The 20,314-nt window shown below is 56.8% G+C and carries 22 protein-coding genes; 11 read left to right on the top strand and 11 right to left on the bottom strand.

Features of this window, described 5'->3' with window-relative positions:
* Positions 1-3: 3 nt before the first annotated feature.
* The 5 genes from uppS to rpsB all read right to left on the bottom strand — a co-directional run bounded on the left by uppS (position 4) and on the right by rpsB (position 4,113).
* On the bottom strand, positions 4-780 hold the full coding sequence (gene uppS, locus G113_RS01655) for a polyprenyl diphosphate synthase (protein WP_040318813.1): 777 nt from the start codon (positions 778-780) through the stop codon (positions 4-6).
* A 72-nt stretch (positions 781-852) separates the two neighbouring features.
* Positions 853-1,410 carry a ribosome recycling factor gene (gene frr, locus G113_RS01650; protein ID WP_005892053.1) on the bottom strand — a complete coding sequence of 186 codons (558 nt, stop codon included), beginning with the start codon at positions 1,408-1,410 and terminating at the stop codon, positions 853-855.
* A gap of 182 nt (positions 1,411-1,592) precedes the next feature.
* A complete protein-coding gene (gene pyrH, locus G113_RS01645) occupies positions 1,593-2,327 on the bottom strand; it encodes a UMP kinase (protein ID WP_005892048.1) in 735 nt (244 codons plus the stop codon).
* 70 nt (positions 2,328-2,397) lie between these two features.
* Complete coding sequence (gene tsf, locus G113_RS01640; protein ID WP_005892045.1) at positions 2,398-3,279, bottom strand: translation elongation factor Ts; 882 nt, start codon at positions 3,277-3,279, stop codon at positions 2,398-2,400.
* 105 nt (positions 3,280-3,384) lie between these two features.
* The gene (rpsB, locus tag G113_RS01635) at positions 3,385-4,113 is read right to left on the bottom strand and encodes a 30S ribosomal protein S2 (protein WP_005892043.1); all 729 of its coding nucleotides are present in this window, start codon (positions 4,111-4,113) and stop codon (positions 3,385-3,387) included.
* Positions 4,114-4,474: 361 nt separating this feature from the next.
* Between rpsB and map the strand changes: the two genes are divergently transcribed.
* From map to G113_RS01615, 4 genes are all read left to right on the top strand, one after another.
* Positions 4,475-5,263: a type I methionyl aminopeptidase gene (gene map, locus G113_RS01630; RefSeq protein ID WP_005892041.1), complete on the top strand. Its 789-nt coding sequence runs from the start codon at positions 4,475-4,477 to the stop codon at positions 5,261-5,263.
* A gap of 53 nt (positions 5,264-5,316) precedes the next feature.
* The gene (gene glnD, locus G113_RS01625; protein ID WP_005892037.1) at positions 5,317-7,956 is read left to right on the top strand and encodes a bifunctional uridylyltransferase/uridylyl-removing protein GlnD; all 2,640 of its coding nucleotides are present in this window, start codon (positions 5,317-5,319) and stop codon (positions 7,954-7,956) included.
* 141 nt (positions 7,957-8,097) lie between these two features.
* Positions 8,098-8,925 (top strand): 2,3,4,5-tetrahydropyridine-2,6-dicarboxylate N-succinyltransferase, encoded by an 828-nt coding sequence (gene dapD, locus G113_RS01620; protein WP_005892035.1) that lies wholly within the window; start codon positions 8,098-8,100, stop codon positions 8,923-8,925.
* Between the two features lie 337 nt (positions 8,926-9,262).
* A complete protein-coding gene (locus tag G113_RS01615) occupies positions 9,263-9,646 on the top strand; it encodes a DUF3461 family protein (protein WP_005892033.1) in 384 nt (127 codons plus the stop codon).
* Positions 9,647-9,903: 257 nt separating this feature from the next.
* Here the strand turns inward: G113_RS01615 and ptsG are convergent, their stop codons facing one another.
* The 6 genes from ptsG to G113_RS01585 all read right to left on the bottom strand — a co-directional run bounded on the left by ptsG (position 9,904) and on the right by G113_RS01585 (position 16,362).
* Entirely contained in the window at positions 9,904-11,334 is a 1,431-nt protein-coding gene (gene ptsG / locus G113_RS01610) for a PTS glucose transporter subunit IIBC (RefSeq protein ID WP_005892031.1), read from the bottom strand.
* Between the two features lie 426 nt (positions 11,335-11,760).
* Positions 11,761-12,738, bottom strand: a complete 978-nt coding sequence (locus tag G113_RS01605; RefSeq protein ID WP_005892028.1) for a MalM family protein — start codon at positions 12,736-12,738, stop codon at positions 11,761-11,763.
* A 91-nt stretch (positions 12,739-12,829) separates the two neighbouring features.
* Complete coding sequence (locus tag G113_RS01600) at positions 12,830-14,086, bottom strand: maltoporin (protein WP_005892024.1); 1,257 nt, start codon at positions 14,084-14,086, stop codon at positions 12,830-12,832.
* A gap of 540 nt (positions 14,087-14,626) precedes the next feature.
* Positions 14,627-15,067, bottom strand: coding sequence for a flavodoxin (locus tag G113_RS01595; protein WP_005892021.1), 441 nt, complete (start codon positions 15,065-15,067; stop codon positions 14,627-14,629).
* Positions 15,068-15,172: 105 nt separating this feature from the next.
* Positions 15,173-15,970, bottom strand: coding sequence for a tRNA pseudouridine(65) synthase TruC (gene truC / locus G113_RS01590; protein WP_051106551.1), 798 nt, complete (start codon positions 15,968-15,970; stop codon positions 15,173-15,175).
* A 56-nt stretch (positions 15,971-16,026) separates the two neighbouring features.
* Positions 16,027-16,362, bottom strand: a complete 336-nt coding sequence (locus G113_RS01585; protein WP_040318812.1) for a YqcC family protein — start codon at positions 16,360-16,362, stop codon at positions 16,027-16,029.
* A 254-nt stretch (positions 16,363-16,616) separates the two neighbouring features.
* Here G113_RS01585 and G113_RS01575 point away from each other — a divergent pair, with 254 nt between their 5' ends.
* The 7 genes from G113_RS01575 to G113_RS01545 all read left to right on the top strand — a co-directional run.
* On the top strand, positions 16,617-17,645 hold the full coding sequence (locus G113_RS01575) for a DUF3549 family protein (protein WP_005892009.1): 1,029 nt from the start codon (positions 16,617-16,619) through the stop codon (positions 17,643-17,645).
* Positions 17,646-17,667: 22 nt separating this feature from the next.
* Entirely contained in the window at positions 17,668-17,970 is a 303-nt protein-coding gene (locus G113_RS01570; RefSeq protein ID WP_005892006.1) for a DUF3301 domain-containing protein, read from the top strand.
* A 135-nt stretch (positions 17,971-18,105) separates the two neighbouring features.
* Positions 18,106-18,336: a DUF2789 domain-containing protein gene (locus G113_RS01565; RefSeq protein ID WP_005892004.1), complete on the top strand. Its 231-nt coding sequence runs from the start codon at positions 18,106-18,108 to the stop codon at positions 18,334-18,336.
* Positions 18,337-18,442: 106 nt separating this feature from the next.
* Positions 18,443-18,763, top strand: a complete 321-nt coding sequence (locus G113_RS01560; RefSeq protein WP_005892000.1) for a hypothetical protein — start codon at positions 18,443-18,445, stop codon at positions 18,761-18,763.
* Between the two features lie 19 nt (positions 18,764-18,782).
* Complete coding sequence (locus tag G113_RS01555; RefSeq protein WP_005891997.1) at positions 18,783-19,538, top strand: Zn-ribbon-containing protein; 756 nt, start codon at positions 18,783-18,785, stop codon at positions 19,536-19,538.
* 45 nt (positions 19,539-19,583) lie between these two features.
* The gene (locus tag G113_RS01550; protein ID WP_005891995.1) at positions 19,584-20,129 is read left to right on the top strand and encodes a hypothetical protein; all 546 of its coding nucleotides are present in this window, start codon (positions 19,584-19,586) and stop codon (positions 20,127-20,129) included.
* Between the two features lie 4 nt (positions 20,130-20,133).
* A partial coding sequence (locus tag G113_RS01545) for a hypothetical protein (protein ID WP_040318810.1) occupies positions 20,134-20,314 on the top strand: 181 nt, incomplete at its 3' end.

The raw sequence follows: 20,314 nt of genomic DNA, 5'->3' as shown, positions 1-20,314 counted from the left end.
GGTTTAGCCGGTCTGTTGCTCGGCGATCAATTCCCGGATCTGTTCACCCGTACACCCGAAGCGACGCTCGCGGGCCACGAAAGAGGCAACTGCCTCGCTGAACTCAGCCTCGTTAAAATCGGGCCATAACACAGGAGTAAAATGGAGCTCAGCATAGGCGAGCTGCCATAACAAAAAATTGCTGATGCGGTGATCTCCACCGGTGCGGATCAGCAGATCGACCGGGGGCAGATCGGCCATGCAGATGGCCTGTCCCAGTCGGGCTTCGGTGATATCCTCGGCCTGAAGTTCACCCGCTGCCACGGCTGCGGCCAGCTTACGTGCCGCCTGGGCAATGTCCCACTGACCACCGTAGTTGGCGGCAATATTGAGGGTCAACCCCTGGTTATCCTCGGTCAGCGCTTCTGCTTTGGCGATCTTGGCCCGCAGCCGCGCACTAAAACGCGAGGTATCGCCGATGACCCGCAAGCGGATGCCATTGCTGTGCAGCTTCTTGACCTCGCTGCCGAGCACGGTGAGGAATAGCTCCATCAGAGCACTGACCTCCCCTTCCGGGCGGCGCCAGTTCTCACTGGAGAAAGCAAACAGGGTGAGAGCATCCATCTTGGCCCGCGCGGCAAAGGTAACTGTCTCCCGCACGGCCTTGACGCCGGCCTTGTGCCCGTAGACCCGCATCTTGCCACGGTTCTCGGCCCAACGCCCGTTGCCATCCATGATGATGGCGACATGACGGGGCAGACACTGGTTGGCGCTATCGCCTAAGGCTGCCAAACGCGACATTCATTTCTCCCACAAAGACAAAAGCGCCGTGCAGGGGCACTACACGGCGCTCGTAATATACCTGTCAGAAGCTTAGATTTCCATTAGCTCCTTTTCCTTCACGGCCAGGGCGTCATCCGCCAGCTTGATGAAGGAATCGGTGAGTTTCTGGATCTCTTCCTGGGCACGGCGGTCGTCGTCCTCGGAGATCTCTTTGTCTTTGAGCAGCGCTTTCAGATCGGCGTTGGCATCACGACGGATGTTGCGAATGGCAACTCGGGCACCTTCAGCCTCGGCGCGGACGATCTTGGTCAGATCCTTGCGGCGCTCTTCGGTCAGGGCCGGCAGCGGCACACGCAGAGTCTGGCCATTGCTGGACGGGTTCAAACCCAGATCCGAAGTCAGGATCGCTTTCTCGATCGCCTGCATCATCGAGCGATCGAAGATGGAGATGGACAAGGTGCGAGCATCCTCAGCCACCACGTTAGCCAGCTGCTTGAGCGGAGTCGCTGCGCCATAGTACTCAACCTGGATGCCGTCGAGCAGGCTCGGGTGAGCACGGCCGGTACGGATCTTGGACATCTGGGATTTGAGCGATTCTACGCTCTTGGACATGCGGTCCTTGGCGTCGTTTTTAATCTCGTTGATCACAGTGGTTTTCCTTTTGGCGAACGAACCCGCGACGGGTCCGTTTCTAGCTTAATTTACTGACGTAATGGATAGAGCGCTTCCGGCTCAGCTTTTACTTTATTTTCTGACACTCGGGGCTAAAGAACCTGTTGGCTTAGCCTACTGATCATCAATAGCAAAGCGCCTGCCGGTGCGCTGCCATCTTACTTGCCGACGTGGTGGATCAGTGTACCTTCCGGTTCACCCATGATAACCCGGCGCAGGGCACCCGGCTTGTTCATGTTGAAGACCCGGATTGGCAGATCATGATCGCGCGCCAGGGTAAAGGCGGCAAGATCCATTACTTTGAGTTCTTTATCAAGCACTTCGTCGTAGCTCAGCTCATGATACAGCATGGCGTCCGGATTCTTGACCGGATCTTCGGTGTAGACACCATCGACCTTGGTGGCTTTGAGCACAACGTCGGCTTCGATCTCGATCCCGCGCAGGCAAGCCGCAGAATCAGTGGTAAAGAAGGGGTTGCCGGTACCGGCAGAGAAGATCACTACCTTGCCGGCGCGCAGCTGACTGATCGCCTCGGCCCAGCTATAGGAATCACAAACGCCCTGCAAGGAGATAGCAGACATCAGACGGGCATTCACATAAGCACGATGCAGGGCATCACGCATGGCCAAGCCATTCATTACGGTCGCCAGCATGCCCATGTGGTCACCCACCACGCGGTTCATACCCGCCTTGGCAAGACCGGCACCACGGAACAGGTTGCCGCCGCCGATAACCAGACCGACTTGAACACCCAGCTCAACCAGCTCTTTGATCTCTTGGGCCATCCGCTCAAGTACAGCCGGATCAATGCCAAAACCCTCGGATCCTTGCAGGGCTTCACCACTCAACTTTAGAAGAACACGTCGGTATGCAGGTTTGGGATTGGTACTCATGTCACTGATTCCTGGTCATATAAAGACCGCGACATAAGTCGCGGTCTGGAGTTAGCTAAAACCGGTTCGGTTATGCCTTCTGAGCAGCCGCGATCTGGGCAGCAACTTCGGCAGCGAAGTCAGTTTCCTGCTTCTCGATGCCTTCGCCCACTTCGAAGCGAGTGAAGGAAACAACGTCAGCACCTTCTTTCTTCAGCAGCTCGGCAACAGTCATGGACGGATCCTTGACGAAGGGTTGACCAGTCAGGGAAACCTCACCAGTGAACTTCTTCATGCGGCCTTCAACCATCTTCTCGGCGATCTCTTTCGGCTTGCCGGAGTTGATGGCGATGTCGATCTGAATTTCGCGCTCTTTGGCAACGACTTCAGCAGACACATCTTCAGGCTTGACGAATTGCGGGCTGTTGGCAGCAACGTGCATGGCCAAATCTTTGGCCAGCTCGGCGGAGCCACCGGTCAGCTTGGTGATAACACCAATGCGGGAACCGTGTACATAGGTACCCAAGTTGTCACCTTCAACCAGCATCACGCGACGCAGGTTCATGTTCTCACCGATCTTGGCGATCAGGTTGGTGATGGTCAGCTCGACGGATTCACCGTTACCGAAGTCGGCCGCTTTCAGGGCGTCAACATCAGCAATTTTCTGGGTCGCAGCGATATCAGCGATCTTCTGGCCCATGCCCATGAAGCTGGCATCTTTGGCGACGAAGTCGGTTTCGCTGTTCAGCTCGATCATGACGGCAACATTGCCTTCGGTGCGGGCAAAGATCACGCCTTCAGCAGCGATACGGCCTGCTTTCTTGGCGGCTTTGGCCTGACCAGATTTACGCATGTTCTCGATAGCCAGCTCGATGTCGCCATTGGCTTCTTCGAGTGCTTTTTTGCAATCCATCATGCCAGCGGCAGTGCGCTCGCGCAGTTCTTTTACCAGGGCGGCAGTAACGTTAGCCATGTCCAGTATCCTCGGTCTTGAATTGACAAGAAACAGGGGCCACAAGGGCCCCTGCTAACCAATTACATCAGCTTGGTTAATAAGGGCTTTAACAGTCCTTATCAATTACTCAGCTTCAACGAAGCCATCTTGTTCAGCTTGAACAACGATGTCTTGAGCGCGAGCTTCCAGTACGGTGTCAGCAGCAGCATTCAGGTACAGCTGAACGGCACGGATCGCATCGTCGTTACCCGGGATGACGTAATCAACGCCGTCCGGATTGGAGTTGGTATCAACGATGGAGACAACCGGGATACCCAGGTTGTTGGCTTCTTTGATAGCGATGTGCTCGTGGTCGGCATCGACAACGAACAGCACGTCAGGCAAGCCGCCCATGTTCTTGATACCGCCCAGGCTCTTCTCCAGCTTGTCCATTTCGCGAGTACGCATCAGCGCCTCTTTCTTGGTCAGCTTCTCGAAGGTACCGTCTTGGCTCTGAGCTTCCAGATCTTTCAGACGCTTGATGGACTGACGAACGGTTTTCCAGTTGGTCAGCATGCCACCCAACCAGCGATGGTTCACATAGAACTGATCGCAGCGGATAGCAGCATCTTTGACGGCTTCAGACGCAGCACGCTTGGTACCAACGAACAGTACCTTGCCTTTTTTGGCAGCAACGGAGCTCACGAAGTTCATGGCATCGTCAAACATCGGAACGGTTTTTTCCAAGTTGATGATGTGAACCTTGCTACGGGCACCGAAGATGTAGGATTTCATTTTCGGGTTCCAGTAACGAGTCTGGTGACCGAAGTGAACGCCGGCTTGCAGCATGTCGCGCATAGAAACTTTAGCCATTTTATACCTCTGTATTGGGGTTAGGCCTCCACACATCCCATGTAACCGACCCCAAAGGGGCACCCCGGTACAGGTATCGATGTGTGTGTGTTATTGATTAGGGTGATGAAACTGGGACAAGTAGTTCCAGTTCCGGCGCGCTTTATATCATAAGTTTGCCGCTGGCGCCACCGACGGCCACGCTAAAAATAGCTAACCAGAGTCGACTCTGCGCCATGGATTTGACCTTGTGATGACAATCACACTGGAAGTCGGCGGAGGTTGCGGATAAAATTTTGCCCTGATTGCAAACGCATCTATTTTTCATTACCTGCTTGTTGTCGGTCATACCGACGAAGAACCAGGCCGCAAGAGAGATCCCATGTCCATTAAAATCAAGACGCCGGAAGAGATTGAAAAGATGCGCGTTGCCGGCCAACTGGCCGCCGATGTGCTGGTGATGATAGCCCCCCACGTACAGGCAGGCGTCACCACTGACGAGCTCAACACTCTGTGCCATGACTTCATCGTCGATGTCCAGCAGGCTGTTCCAGCCCCCTTGAACTATCACGGCTTCCCGAAATCCATCTGTACTTCGGTAAACGATGTGATCTGTCACGGCATTCCCAACCACAAGAAATTGCGGGAAGGGGACATCATCAACCTGGATATCACCGTCATCAAAGATGGCTACCACGGCGACACCTCCGCCATGTTCATCGTCGGTCAGACGACCCCCCTGCGCCGCCAGCTGTGCAAGGTTGCCCAGGAGAGCCTGTACGCCGCCATCAAACGCGTCCGCCCCGGCATGTGCATCACCGAGATTGGTGCCGTGATCCAGCCCATCGTCGAGCAGGCCGGTTTCTCCGTAGTACGTGACTACTGTGGCCACGGCATCGGCAGCGAATTCCATGAAGAGCCGCAAATCCTGCACTATCGCAACAACGGCAAACTGGAGCTCAAAGCGGGCATGTGCTTCACCATAGAGCCCATGGTCAACAGCAAGAAGTATCACTGCCGTACCAACCCCAAGGATGGCTGGACAGTCACCACCAAGGATGGCGGCGACTCGGCCCAATGGGAGCACACCCTGCTGGTGACGGAAGATGGCTGCGAGGTACTCACCCTTCGCCCGGACGACACTATCGACCGCCATATCAAACAGGGTTAACATCAAACCCCGGCCCAGCGCCGGGGTTTTTGTTTTCAAGACGATGAGATGCCATGGACGCCAGCCTGCTTTCCCCCCATCTGCTACCCGATGATGACCTCAGCCGGGATAACTGCAAAGAGTACCTGAGCCGCTTCCTCGGCTGGTTGCACGAACGCTTCGATGCCGGTGACAACATCATTGAGCTGGTAGCCACCCGCTCCCTGTACATGGATCAGCTGCTGACCCGGTTGTGGCACAAATTCGGCTTCGATCAAGAGACTCATCTCACCCTGATTGCCGTCGGTGGCTACGGCCGGGGCGAGCTGCACCCCCACTCCGACATTGATCTGCTCATCCTCTATGAGGGTGATGACCTGGACGAGGGGCTGGGGCTGCGCATCGGCGAGTTCATCGCCCTGTTGTGGGATCTCAAGCTGGAGGTGGGTCAGTCGGTGCGTAACGTGGCCGAGTGCACCCAACAGGGGCTGGCCGACATCACTGTCGCCACCAACCTCATCGAGGCCCGCTATATCACCGGCAATCTAGGCGGATTCGAGACGCTCCAACAAGCCACCCGCCCCGAGGTATTCTGGCCGAGCGAGGATTTCTTTCGTGCCAAGCGCGCCGAACAGGCCCAGCGTCACCAGCAGTTCCTCGGCACCGCCTACAAACTCGAACCCGATCTCAAGAGCAACCCGGGTGGCCTGCGCGATATTCAGACCCTGGCCTGGGTCGCCCGTCGCCATTTTGGCGCCACCACCCTCTATGAGATGACCAGTCACGGCTTTCTCAATCGCGCCGAGTATCGCGAGCTGCTCGACTGCCAGAATTTCCTGTGGAAGGTACGCTTTGCCCTGCACATGGCCATCAACAGAGGCGACAACCGCTTGCTGTTCGACCGCCAGCGCACAGTCGCCGAGATGCTGGGTTTCGAGGGGGAAGTCAATAGACCGGTCGAGCAGATGATGAAGCGCTTTTATCAAACGGTGCGGCGGGTCTCCGAGCTCAACGAGATGCTGCTGCAGCTGTTTGATGAGGCGATCCTTGGCAACACCGCCATGGACGTGCGCCGGATCAGTGACGAGTTCCAGCTCCGTGGTCGACTCATCGATGCGGTCGACGCCGAGCTGTTCGCCCAGGACCCCGCCGCCATCTTGCGACTCTTCTACCAGATAGCCCAACACCCAGAGATAGCCGGCATTCACTCGGCGACCCTGCGTCAGCTGCGCGAGGCGCGCCGCAAACTCGACTGCTGGCTGCAAGAGATCCCCGAGTGTCGTCGCCTGTTCATGGCGCTGCTGCGCCATCCCAACGGCATCGGCCAGCCGCTCACTCTTATGCATAAATATGGGATCCTCGCGGCCTACCTGCCCCAGTGGAACCTTATCGTCGGTCAGATGCAGTTCGACATGTTCCACGCCTACACGGTGGATGAACACACCCATCGTCTGCTCAAGAACATTCATCACTTCCCCACGTCGGCCAGCCGCCAGACCCATCCGCTCTGCCATGAGATAGTGAACCGGCTACGCAAACCCGAGCTGCTCTGTATCGCGGCCTTGTTCCACGACATCGCCAAGGGGCGGCGCGGGGATCACTCCGAGCTCGGTGCCGTCGATGCCCTGGAGTTCTGCCAGCTGCACGGACTGGATCGCTACGAGAGCCGCCTGGTCGCCTGGCTGGTACGCCATCACCTGCTGATGTCGGTCACCGCCCAGCGCCGGGACATCCACGACCCCGAAGTGGTCACCGATTTCGCCCAGAAGGTGCGCGACGAACAGCACCTGGATTTGCTCTACTGCCTGACGGTGGCCGATATCTGCGCCACCAACGACAGCCTCTGGAATGACTGGAAGGGCACCCTGCTGCGGGAACTCTATTTCACTACACAGAAGGCACTTCGCCAGGGATTGGAAAACCCGCCCGATATCCGGCTGCGTATCCGCGAGAACCAGCGCCAGGCACGGCAACTGCTCAGCCAACGTCACCTGGACGATGCCTCCATCACTGCGCTGTGGAGCGACTTCAAGGCGGACTACTTCCTGCGCCACAGCCCGGAACAGATCGCCTGGCATAGCCGCCACATTCTCGAACAGGAGGGAGCTGGCGAGACGCCGCTGGTCACCATAGGCAAGCATCCGACCAGAGGCGGCAGCGAAGTCTTCATCTATTGCCGAGACACGCCGAATCTGTTTGCCACCGTGGCCTCGGCTCTGGATCAGAAGAACCTCAACATTCATGACGCACAGATCATGAGCTCCCGCAGCGGCTATGTCCTCGATACCTTCATCGTGCTGGAACCCAATGGCGAGCCCATCAGCCCCAATCGCACCGCCACCATCAGAAAGGCGCTGGAGAAGGCGCTGCAAGAGCCGGGCAAGCTGGTGCTGCGCAACAAGCCACTGTCGCGCCGTCATCGCCAGTTCAGCGTGCCGACCCGGGTTGTCTTTCTGCCTCACAAGGGAGAAAACCGTCACACCCTACTGGAGTTGACGGCACTGGATACCCCCGGGCTGCTGGCCCGCATCGGTGCCGTTTTCCAACAGTGCGGCCTCAGCCTCCATGCCGCCAAGATCACCACCATCGGCGAGCGGGTAGAGGATTTCTTCAGCCTGACCAATCGCGCCGGCGAGCCGCTGACCCAGGCCGAACAACTCGCCCTGGAGGAGAAATTGGTGCATCAGCTCAACCCCCAAGAACAAGAAAGCTGAACCAAGTGACCCCCACAGCCTGCCGGGACACCATGACAAGCCAGCTCCAACCGCGTTTTGGGTGAAGAAATCGGCCCTCCCCCTTAAAACCGGCGGGAAAAGTGTGATACAACAAACAGAATTTTATAAAGGAACCCCATCATGACCGAGTTGCAACAGATCATTGAGTCGGCCTTCGAGCGCCGCGACACAATCACCCCAGGCTCAGTGGACAGCGCCACCAAGGCCGCCATACTGCAAGCCATCGAGTTGCTGGACAGCGGCAAGGCGCGGGTCGCCGAGAAGATTGCCGGCGAGTGGGTCGTACATCAATGGCTGAAAAAAGCCGTGCTGCTCTACTTCCGCATCAATGACAACGGCATCATCAAGGGTGACGACGCTCAGTATTTCGACAAGGTTCCCCTCAAGTTCTCCGACTTTACTGCAGAGCAGTTCAAAGAAGCGGGGGTGCGCGTGGTGCCGCCGGCCACAGCCCGCAAAGGCTCCTTCATCGCCCCCAACACCGTGCTGATGCCCTCTTATGTCAACATTGGCGCCTTCGTCGATGAGGGCACCATGGTCGATACCTGGGCCACCGTCGGCTCCTGTGCCCAGATTGGCAAGAACGTGCATCTCTCCGGCGGCGTCGGTATCGGCGGCGTGCTGGAACCTCTGCAGGCCAACCCGACCATCATCGAAGACAACTGCTTTATCGGTGCCCGCTCCGAAGTGGTGGAAGGTGTCATCGTCGAAGAGGGCTCCGTCATCTCCATGGGGGTCTTCATCGGCCAATCCACCCGTATCTATGACCGTGAAACCGGCGAAATCCATTATGGCCGCGTGCCTGCAGGCTCAGTAGTCGTCTCCGGCTCCCTGCCCTCCAAATGTGGCAAGTACAGCCTCTATGCGGCTGTCATCGTCAAGAAGGTCGATGCCAAGACCCGTGCCAAGGTCGGCATCAACGCCCTGCTGCGCTCCATCGACGAGTAACGACTGGACGAGTCGTGACTCGTTGCATAAAAAGGGCGCCGTCGGCGCCCTTTTTATTGATGCGTCTTCTCCCATGGACGTCGCTCGCCACAATGTCGGCATCGACGCCCTGCTGCCGCGACCGACGAGTAATGGGTTATTGAGTTGAAAGCCCCTCCTATCGCTATCCTGCTCCGTCACAAGAGAGCAATATCAACGAGCAAGCGCCACTGTGTTCGCCATCAGGTAACGGGTTCGTGCGGACCTCTTTTTATTTTGGCGTCCCAGTCACAGGCCTGTCGTGCTTTCTCGGTTATCATGGTTGGGCAAGACGGGTTTAAGCCAAGGAAATAGTCGAATGTACGAAAATCTGAAGAGTTTGGGGATCCAGGATCCCACGGCAGTGGACAGTTACACCCTGCGTCAGGAAGCCAACCACGACATCCTCAAGATCTACTTCAAGAAGCTGAAGGGGGAGTTTTTCGCCAAGAGCGTCAAGTTCAAATACCCCAGGCAACGCAAAACCATCTTGGTCGACTCTGGTACCCATCAGTACAAGGACGTCACCGAGATCAATGCCAACCTCAAGTATGTGGTCGATGAGCTCGACAGCCTGACCCAAGGCGTCCATAGCCAGACCGACCCGGACATCAAGAAGAAGATACTGCGCGATCTGCGCCATCTGGAGAAAGTGGTGGCCAACAAGATCAGCGAGATAGAGAAGGATCTCGAAAAACTCTGACAACGGCCTGCTCCATACCAATAGCAAGGGCGCCTGATGGCGCCCTTGCTATTGGTGATGGCTTGCAACCTCAGCCTGGCATCTGGCCTGGCCCAATGTCTGCCTGGTGCAAGGGGGCTAGTACATCATGAGGCCACCCCAGCTGCGGGGCCACGCAAGCGGGCTCTGTGCCATGCGCCATCACAACCCCCCAGCAGACAAAATAGAAGAGGGAGGCACAAGCCTCCCTCTTCACATCTGTCTGTCAAGCAAGCGGATTAGTTGCTCTTCATCCAGATATCCATGTCGGTTTTCAGGTTGTCAGACTTGGTACCGAAGATGGCTTGTACACCGGAACCAGCAACCACCACACCGGCAGCGCCCAGTTTCTTCAGGCCAGCCTGATCAACCTTGGCTACCTCTTTCACACCCACCCGCAGACGAGTGATGCAAGCGTCCAGCGAGGCGATGTTCTCTTTACCACCGAAAGCGGCAACCAGGGCAGCAGACATCTCGTCCTTGCTTTGGCTGACTGTCTCTTCAGCAGTCTCGTCTTCACGACCCGGGGTCTTCAGGTTCATGGCACGAATGACGAAGCTGAATACCACGTAGTAGATGGCGGCGTAGACCAGACCCAGGCCAACCAGCAGCCACATGTGAGCGGCACGCGGTGACTGTACAACGAAGTCGATGAAGCCGTTGGAGAAGGTGTGACCGTGTACAACACCCAGGGAGTTGGTCAGCACATAAGCCAGACCCGCCAGCACGGCGTGGATGGCGTACAGCACAGGAGCAACGAACAGGAAGGAGAACTCAATCGGCTCGGTGATACCGGTCAGGAAGGAGGTCAGGGCAGCAGAAGCCATGATACCAACTATCTTGGCACGGTTTTCCGGCTTGGCAGCATGGGCAATGGCAAAGGCAGCAGCAGGCAGACCGAACATCTTGAACAGGTAACCGCCAGCCAGCTGACCGAAGCCGTTACCGGCAGCACGAGTCGCATCGTTGGCAGTCAGGAAGCAAGTCATGATGCCGTGTACTGTTTCACCGGCACCGTTGACACAGGTACCCGCCTGATAGAAGAAAGGCACGTTCCAGATGTGGTGCAGACCGAACGGGATCAGGGAGCGTTCAACCACGCCGTAGATACCGAAAGCCAGTACCGGGTTCTGGTTGGCAGCCCAGTCAGAGAAGGCAGCGATGGCTCCGCCAATGGGTGGCCAAATCACAGACAGGATCACACCCAGACCGATGGAGACGAAACCGGTGATGATGGGCACGGCACGCTTGCCAGCGAAGAAGCCCAGATATTCTGGCAGCTGTATCTTGTAGAAGCGGTTGAACGCCCAGGCGGCCACGCCACCGGCGAGGATACCCCCCAGGACGCCGGTGTCGATCTTGTCGACCCCCATCACTGGCGCCATGACAGACAAGGTGGCGGTCATGATGCCGTAGCCGACGATGGCTGACAGACCGGAAACACCATCGTTGTTGGTAAAGCCAAGGGCGACCCCCACAGCAAACAACAGCGCCATCTGGCCAAACACTGAGCCACCGGCTTGCTCCATCAACTGGGAGACGATTTCAGGCATCCAAGTAAAGTGGGCGGCACCCACCCCCAACAAGATACCCGCAACAGGCAAGACCGATACAGGCAACATCAGCGCCTTACCGACTTTCTGCAGGTTGGAGAATGCGTTTTGTAACATGTGTGTACTCCTGAATGATTGTTCCCTAACGGACCCATTCGAAGTTAAGCCTATCATGGGGATGAAAGCTAACCGGAAAAGGGAGATCGGGTGTTTTTTATTTTGACGAGAACAATATAACCCAGAGAAAAGGGAAATTCTTTACTCTGAAATTAGCAGATAGGAAATTTGGAGGGGAGATCACAAGATGATTTTAATAAATGTTAAATGTCGTTTTTTGGCTGTAAATCGGCAACACTACTGTATTTCAAATTAATGAAAAGTGCCGTTTCAAATTGCATCTTAACATCTCTATTCGTAATAAAAAGAAACGCAGCGTAACCCAGTGTAACCACTTAACTCTCTTTTGTAGAAACAATATAACCATTAAAAAGGCCCCCGACAATGGAGGCCTGATAAATATAGTGGATGATAAAAACCACATTATTATTTCTGGGATTTTTTCACCGCATCAACAAACACGGACTTGGCTCTAGTAGAGCCACCTCGCTCGGCTTCATTGACCAGTTGCATCGCCTTATCAATATCTCCGGCCTTGACCGCTTTCTCTATTTGCGACTGATAGAACGCCTCTGTCTCGCTCAGCATGGCAGGAGCAGGCTTGCTTGGCGCCCTCGCCACCAAGGCGGTACTGGTTGCCACTGCAGTAGTAGCCGCGACACCCGCGGCCTGCTGGCCCTGGCTCATGGCAACTTTATCGGCATATTCAGGTTTGAACACAGCCTCAATACCCTGCGCCTTGGCCATGTCGGTGACCACTATCTGAACCAGTCCCCAGGGGGAGTGCGGGATCACTGGATCCTTGATATTGGGTTCGACTGTGTTATTGGCCCGAGCAAAGGCCTTGGCTGGATGCAAGATGGTGGTGGAACCACTCAACTGATCGGCAGGTGCATAGACCACCATATAGGTCTCGCTGGCGGGATTACCCGGCATGCTGCGATCGACAAACACCTTGCCCTCGATGCGATCGGCATCCATCAGGTGAGCTGGCTGATAAGCGAACACAGAGGCACCCAGTACACGGGTCACCTTGAAGTTGGCATCCAACATGATCACCTTGGGTTGCAGCACGGTTTTGCCAACCTGTGAGGCCAAGCGGATATAGAGGTTGCCCGTGTCTTTGGGCAGACGGTAAGCGGCAAAATAGCTCATGCCTTCATCGAAACGGTAGCTGGGCTGCTTGCCATCCAGGCTAAGCAGGGTCTCCCCTTCCGGCAGATTCGCGTATTGGAACTCATTGAAACCAGCGCAGCAATTGCTGGCCTGTGACAGGGCTTGCTTGGCCTGTTCAGCATTGTCCAGAACGGCCGCATGCTCTTGCAAGGGCACGCCCATATTACCCGCACAACCGGTCAACCAGACGGTCACTGCGGCGGCAATCGACATCTTTACCAGCGTCATTCTTATTATCCCTCTTATCCGGTGGCCGTTACCCGGCGAAACGAAACTGCCCCCAAGTGGGGGCAGTCACTAACTTAACTGAAAGTCGGGCTTACCACCAAGCTTCCGCTTGGACACCGAAGTTCCAGGTGTTGTCATCATTGTTGCTGCCATTGAAAGTCTGGCCGTTATCGCCACCAGACTTCAGGTAGGAAGCGAATACGCGGATTTCCGGACGGGCCCAGAAGCTGGAACCGGCAGACCAGGCCTGTGCAATGGTGTACTTCTGACCGCTGCTGTCCTTGCTGTCCTGATCACGGACGTCCTGGGTATCACGATAGTAGCCCAGCTCCAGAATGGTCTTCTGGATGTCATCCCACTTGTACATGGGACGGATCACGGCGGAGAAGGTATCGGCATCAGAACCAGTCACACCGTTGATGGTCACGTCGTTGGACTGACCATAAACCAGCTGGTGACCAAACTCGACCTTGTCACCGACCGGCAGCACACCCCAGTTGATGATACGGAAGCCATCACCGCTGGCACCATCCTGGCTGGTCCAGTTACCGGCACCGTAGTAAGCCGGCAGAGTGGCATAGCTATCGCTCATGTACTGCAGCACAGTCTTGTTGAAGCCGCCCAGCATGTTCTGAGTCAGTTCGGCGGTCAGCATGACGCCATCTTTGATGTCGTCGTTGACTTTGTCCTGATCGTCGGTGGGGTTGGCGATGGCATAGTCAGCGCCCACTTCCAGAGAGGCATCGCTCCACAGCGGGATACCGGCGTAACGCACGTCCAGTATGTTGTTGTTCAGCTCACCGGCATCGCTACGAGTCCACGCCAGGGAGAGTTTGCCCGGGCCGGCCTGAATGTTCTCGATACCGGCACCGGCACCGGAGACATCCCAGTAGTAGAAGTCGGAAATATGGATGTCATGACGCTGGTAGTAACGCTTACCGGCCCACAGAGTGGCCTCCGGGGCAAAGCCCAGTACGCCCTTGGCCTGGACGTTGAACTGACGAAGGGCAAAAGTGGCGTCATCTTCACACTGCTTGGTGTCGAAGTTGCAGCTGGTACCAGTGCCTTCCCAGTCGTTGGACTGGTTGCTGACCATGGCGACCATGGAGTCGACATAGAAGGACTTGCCGTCCTTGTTATAAACCTCCTGACCCAGCTGCACTTCACCGTAGGTTTCGTTCTCGTTACCCAGACGACCTACTTTGAACTTTTCAAAAGTCTGCATGTCGCCATCTTCGGAGATGCCGACACCGGAACGGAAGTAGCCGTGGAAATCAACGGCGAAGGCGGCTTGAGAAGCCAGGGCTGCGGTAACGGCTGCAGCGATCGGGAGCCACTTTGCTTTCATTTTCATTTTCCTTATTTCCCGCTGAGGAGTGTGTGATCCTTGGGTTTAACTTCCTATCACCATAAAAACGTTTGGGTGATAACCGGGGTCGATTATAGGTAGGCGATATGGGCACAAACATGAGCTAATTCACAAAACAGGGACAAACAGCACAGCCTTACCCCTGCAAGCTAATAACACCTCAATTAGCGTACAAGACAACCACAACTCACCAATATAATTAGAAAACAACTACAACCACACAAGCTGAAAACGGTGTCATCAATTAATTCGCATCGAACACCAAGTAATAAACCAGCAAAACAATGACAAAAACATGACTGAAATCGCTTTCAATGAGGAACTTTTAAATTTAAGACTTGTCGACAAGTCGAACTTTTATCTTCCCTATATCCAGAGTTGATACTCTAATCCGTCAAGGCGAGGGTGCGAAATAATGCATCGGCAGGAAAGGATTTCAGAAAAAATAACGGGCCCAATATTGAGGGCCCGTTTTGTCGCTTATAAATAACGACATGAGTACATTAATGAGGCAATTAATCAGAGTTGTCCCTGCCACTCTCTTAGCCAGGCCAGCGCGACCACTTCAGGTTCGTCGACCACAGTCGCATCAATTTCCAACCTGGGCTGCAAGGCCTGAGCCCCCAATTCCAGTAACAAGGTATCGAGCTGACGGCCTGCACCGCAGAAATGTTCATAGCTGCTGTCGCCCATGGCAACCAGCGCGTAATGGAGTCCCTTCATATAGGGCGCCCGCTCCCTGAGGTCGGCGGCGAAGGCTTCCAGATTGGGAGGGACATCCCCCTGCCCGGTGGTTGCCGAAACGAGCAACAAGAAACGCGTCGGCGAGATGTCCTCGAGGCGGGCCTCTTCATGCAGACTGCACTCATGGCCCTGGCCCGCCAATTCATCCATCAGGGTCTCAGCGACCAGGAAAGCGGCGCCGTAGACGCTACCCACCACTATATCTATCTGTGCCATTTCACCTCCTCGACTTGGGAATGGTTCCAGCATGCCACAGCAAAAACCCCGGGGACAGGTCAAGAGATCAATACACTGATTTCACTGGTGTTAAGCTGGTAAACCTCAGTAGTCGCTCTCGCTTGCTGGCCAGCCAAGCTTGCCAAACAGCGTCAGCAACTCGTCACCAAGGGGAGCCTGAATACGCATGGGCACCTTGAGCACTGGATGCTCGAAACTGAGGGTACGAGCCACCAGCAACAGGCGCTGGCAGCCAAAATGTGCTCGGAAGAACCGGTTATGGCGACCATCTCCATGGGTGGTATCACCGACCATGGGGTGGAAAAGGTGCTCCATATGACGACGCAGCTGGTGCTTGCGCCCCGTGTGGGGGAAGAGTCGCACCAGGCTATAACGACTGGTGGCATGCTGCTTGGAAACCGCATGGGGCAACTCGACCTGGTGCAGACGCCTGAAGCTGGTCACCGCCTCCTGGGCGGGTTTGTCCCGTGCGGCAAGGGCATCGGCAATCTTGTCCAGCTGCTCTTTGAGCGGATAGTCGATCACTCCCTGCTCGGGGGCCCATCCACGTACCAGCGCCAGATACTCTTTGTGTACCCGCCGCTCGCTAAAGGCCTCGGTCAGGCTGCGCGCCACCTCCGGGTTCAGGGCAAAGAGCAGGACACCCGACGTGGGCCTGTCGAGACGATGCACCGGGTAAACATGACGTCCACCGATGAGATCCCGGGTCATCTGCATGGCGAAGCGGGTCTCTCCCTTTTCGAGCCAGCTGCGGTGCACCAGCAGCCCTGAGGGTTTATTGACCGCCACCAACCAGTCATCCTGATAGAGCAGAGTCGGCTTCAGTTCGTCCATCTGCGGCTCATCCGCTGGCAGCGACTCCTGGGACGAAGGAGCGTGCATGGCGCCATCCTCTTGCCCAGCCGACCTCAGCTCATCCGCAAGGGAGCTGAGATGGCTCACTGTTCCACCACTTTGCCAGAGAGCAGCAGATCGAAACGGGCGATGAGCCGCAACAAGTCAGTCACCTCCGCCAGCTCTTCCTTATAGCTTTCACTCGCCATGGGATAGATAGAGACGCTGCTCGGCAATGGCGCCTGTTGCAGCACCAACTGTTCCATGCGCGGGATCAGCACGAACTGCAACCACTGGTCGAAATTCAGGGTATCGACACAAAATGGCAGTGTGCTGGCAAGTGCCTCTTCACCGGGATGATCAAGCTGCCAGCGATCCAAACGCTGCAACTCGGCGCTCAGCTCACCCAGCAGGCCAGCCACCAACAGATACTTGTTCATCATCAACTCCTCACGATTTCTGCAAACCGGGCTCGTTGCGCCGGCCACCACTTGTCGTCATAGATAACCCGGCGAATGCAAGGCGCAACGCGGTTAACCCGGGCTATCGAAAGGGGCGCCACTATACACAATCTCACCAGGCTTAGGCAGAGGGGCTGCGCCAGGTCCCCGGCTGCCAGTCCATCTCCGCCCTGCTGGCTATCTGGAGCTAGCTCCTTATAATCGGGGCCATGACTCATCAGCCACCCCATGCCATGACCACCATCAATACCCTGACCGACTTCCTGACCCAGGCCGAGACCCAATTCCAGTTGTTTGATCTGGGTCGCCAGGTTCGCCCCCTCGACAGCGCCGAGTTTGTCCGCATCGAGCAGCAGGCCATTCCCTACCCCTGGCCGTTGCAGCAGCACGCCTGGCTGGGGGTGCATTTCTTTCAAGCGACCGAGGAGAAACATTACCTCTGGTTCCTCAAGTTTGCCCTCGATGAGCGAGGCCTGCTCATCTCGGCCGGCCCCAAGCATTTCATGGATCTGGTAGCCGAGACGCTAGGCTACAAACTCACCGGCGATCTGGACGATGCCACCGCCAAGCGACTGGCAGACAATCCGTACACCTTCCGCCCGGCCGAAGCCAAAATGGCCAGCCTGCATGCAAAACTGGGACGCCAGCTCGAACAGGCACCCTCCAGTTATTATCAGGGTCTGTGCCACTATCTGGTTGCGCCTGGGCAGGATGGCTGGCAACAACTTGGCCTGCAGGGCTTTGCCGACTTCGCCGAGCGCTTGCAGCAAGAGAGCAATCTGGCACTGGTGTGCAAAGCCATGGCACGTCTGCCCAATGAGCCGCTTCATGCCCTGTGCCAGAGTCTGGAGAGTGCAGCCCTGCCACCGGCGCTGCAAGGGGCCCTGCTCGAGCGCCTTGGCAAGGAGCAGGAGTGCGCCTCTCCTGATCCCGAGACCCTGGCCTACCTGTGCCGCGCCTTCGCCGCCACCCCCGCTAACCAGGCACGTACCAACAAGTTGCTGACCCTGCTGGAGACCCAGCCCAGCCCCAGCCTGCTGCTCGCCATTGCCGGACGGCTCTGGCCAGATCTGCAACACGGTCCGCTGCTCGATCTCTTTTTGGAGCAGTTGGCGCAGCAACCGACCCCCTTCTTCAATCAGGTCTTCGCCGAGCTGGTCACCCTGCCACTGCTGCGTCCCCAGGTGCTCGCCACCCTGCGCAGCCCGAATCGCAGCCCGGCGCTGAGCCGCGCTATCGGTCGCCTGTTCAACGCAAACTGACCCGACATCAAGGAGCCTGTCCATGGAAGAAATGCTCTGGATCATGCTGCTGGTCTGTCTGGCCAGCGCGTTTTGGCAGCAGCGGCGTCAGGCCGAGCTGGCCTGGCAATACCTGAGGCGCTACTGCAAGCAGCATGAGTTGCAGCTTCTGTCGGTGGCTCGCAGCCACAGGCGGCTTGCCCGCAGACCATTGCGTCTGCTCACCTGCTACGAGTTTGAATTCAGCAGCGATGGCGAGAGCCACTATCTTGGCACCCTCACCATGCAAGGGCTCAATGTGGCCGGGATTGATATCCCCCCGCACCGGCTGCCAGGCGGCGGATGAAATGCGTGACCTGCCAGGGGAAAGCGTCTGTTACCCGTGCCGGAGACTGGCACCAGACACTGTCCCTGGGTACGCAAGAGCCAATAAGAGAAGCGGGCTGTCTATAATCTAGGAGTTTATTCAAGGAGAAAGACAATGGACCCCATGGTACATGACATGCCTGCCCTCTTCGCCCAGCTGGGTCTGGCCAACGACGCGGCCAGTCTGAGCCGCTTCATTGACAACCACTCTTTGCGCGACGGCCTGGAACTGAGCGATGCCCCGTTCTGGAACGCCGCCCAGGCCAGTTTTTTGCGGGAGTCGTGGCGCGATGACGCCGTCTGGAGCGCAGCCATAGATCAACTCGATGTGCTGCTGCGCCAATGAGGCCCCTGTTCGCCAAGCCGCAGTCAGGGTAGTCTCTGGCTGCCCAACGCCGCCAAGATGGGACCTTGGCATGCCTGCCCCGTGAGAGAGAACCAGAGGAAGATCAATGTCATCCGCCGAGATCCACCAAATAGCCAACGAGCTCAAAGCCCGTGGCATCACCCCCACCACCGCCATGGTCAAGGCACGCCTGAGCCAGGCCGTGCCCATGGCCGAGTTGCTAAAGAGCCTCAGTCAGTGGAAGCAGTCGCAACTCAAAGACACGAAAGACGAGCCGATGCAGTCACCCCATGACATGGATGGCACGCCCCAGTCCGACCAGGCCCCCCTGATCCATGAGCCCAGCGTGCAGAGCCTCGCGGCCCAGCTGGACAGGCTCGAGCAGAAACTGGATCGCCTGCTGACCCTCATGACCCACCCCCGCTAAACCAGGCCCAGCTCCACCCATGTATATTCTCGAACTGACTTTCGAATGCTACCGCGATACCTCCCTCGGCGAAGCCGAGCGCGCCATCGTCAACTACCTGGACATGCTGCGTTATCAGGGTCAGATCCTGGGCCGGGAGTTTCCCACCAGCATGCAACAAGGCCACTTCGTCAGCCGGGTGGTCTGTCCCGAGCAAGACAGCCTGCACCCGGATAACCAGAGTGAACAGGTCAGCCTGGCCGAACAAGGTTTGCACCAGGCCGGTCTGCTCGCCCCCAAGCTGCAACTGCTGGGAGCCGATCTGCTCTCGGATGGCACAGACCCTTGTGAGCGGCCGAGCTGGTTACTGCTCTACACCAGCTTCCTGCACAGCTGCTCACCGCTGCGCTGCGGTGATCACTTCGCCCCTGTGCCCCTCTACCGGCTACCCACCATCGCCAATGGCGATCAGAAACAGATCATCAAGTGGCAGGAAGATTGGGAGGCTTGTGACCAGTTGCAGATGAACGGATCCATTGCCGAGCATGCGGCCTTGCACGAAATTGGCGAACCTGGCAGCCGTCTGGCACGACGTGGCGCTGACTTGTGCAAGCGGCTCGAGACGATGACCGGCATCCCCGTCTATTACTATCTCTACCGCGTCGGCGGTCTGAGTGCCGCAGAAGAGCGCGCGCGCGCCTGCCCGGGCTGTGGGGGTGACTGGGCCTTGCCGGCCCCCCTGCACGAGATCTTCGACTTCAAGAAACGTCAGGAGAAAGTGAATAGAATCAGATAGTTACGCTGTGGTTACGTAGCGGGCGCATAACAAAAAGCAGTGCCTATGTCAGTTACGATTCTACAACACAGCGATCAGCTTGTCGCCACCATAGCCAAGCAACCAGTGTCCACCTTCGGGACCTACTACACCAAAGAAGTCGCCCTCTTCATCGCACGACACCTGAACAAGGCCCACGGCTGGGCTGCGAGTCTCTACCTGCGGACCATCGCTAAGGGTATCGGTTGTACCACACGCACAGTCCGCAATTCTCTGCGTCGTCTGGAAGCCATCGGCTTCTTCAAGACCGAGTTCCGGAAACACGCCCAGATAGCCAACTGGAATCTGGCCTCTGTGTACCGCATCGGGTCGGCACTCCTAGCCCTTTTCCGTACCCCCAGCACCAAGCGTCCGGCTAAGTCTTCGACTTCTTTTAAACAGAAACAAAGTAACAAGGATCACGCTCCCGTTTCTTCGTCTGTGGACAAGTCCGCCATGTTCGACCACAAGCGAGTCACCAAGACACCGGAAGAGTGGGAAGCCAGCCAGAAGGCCAGCCAAGAGCACAACAGGAGCGCCCTACAGAAGCTCATAGCGATGATGAAGGGATGACCCTATGGATGCTTGGGGGATAGGACCAGCGATCAAGCAGGAGTGGCTACAGGAGATCCTGCTGCCCTTCCTGTGGGATGAACTGGAAGAGTTCGAGGAAGATGGAGAGGACGCCCCTCTGTCGCCCTGTGGCATCCCCTTTGACTGTCTGGACTGTCGATTGTGTGAATACCTTGAGAGGACGT

The organism is Aeromonas molluscorum 848, from assembly GCF_000388115.1.
GTDB classification, from domain to species: domain Bacteria; phylum Pseudomonadota; class Gammaproteobacteria; order Enterobacterales; family Aeromonadaceae; genus Aeromonas; species Aeromonas molluscorum.
Note: the sequence above shows the minus strand (reverse complement) of the source record. Positions and strands in the feature narration are given on the sequence as shown.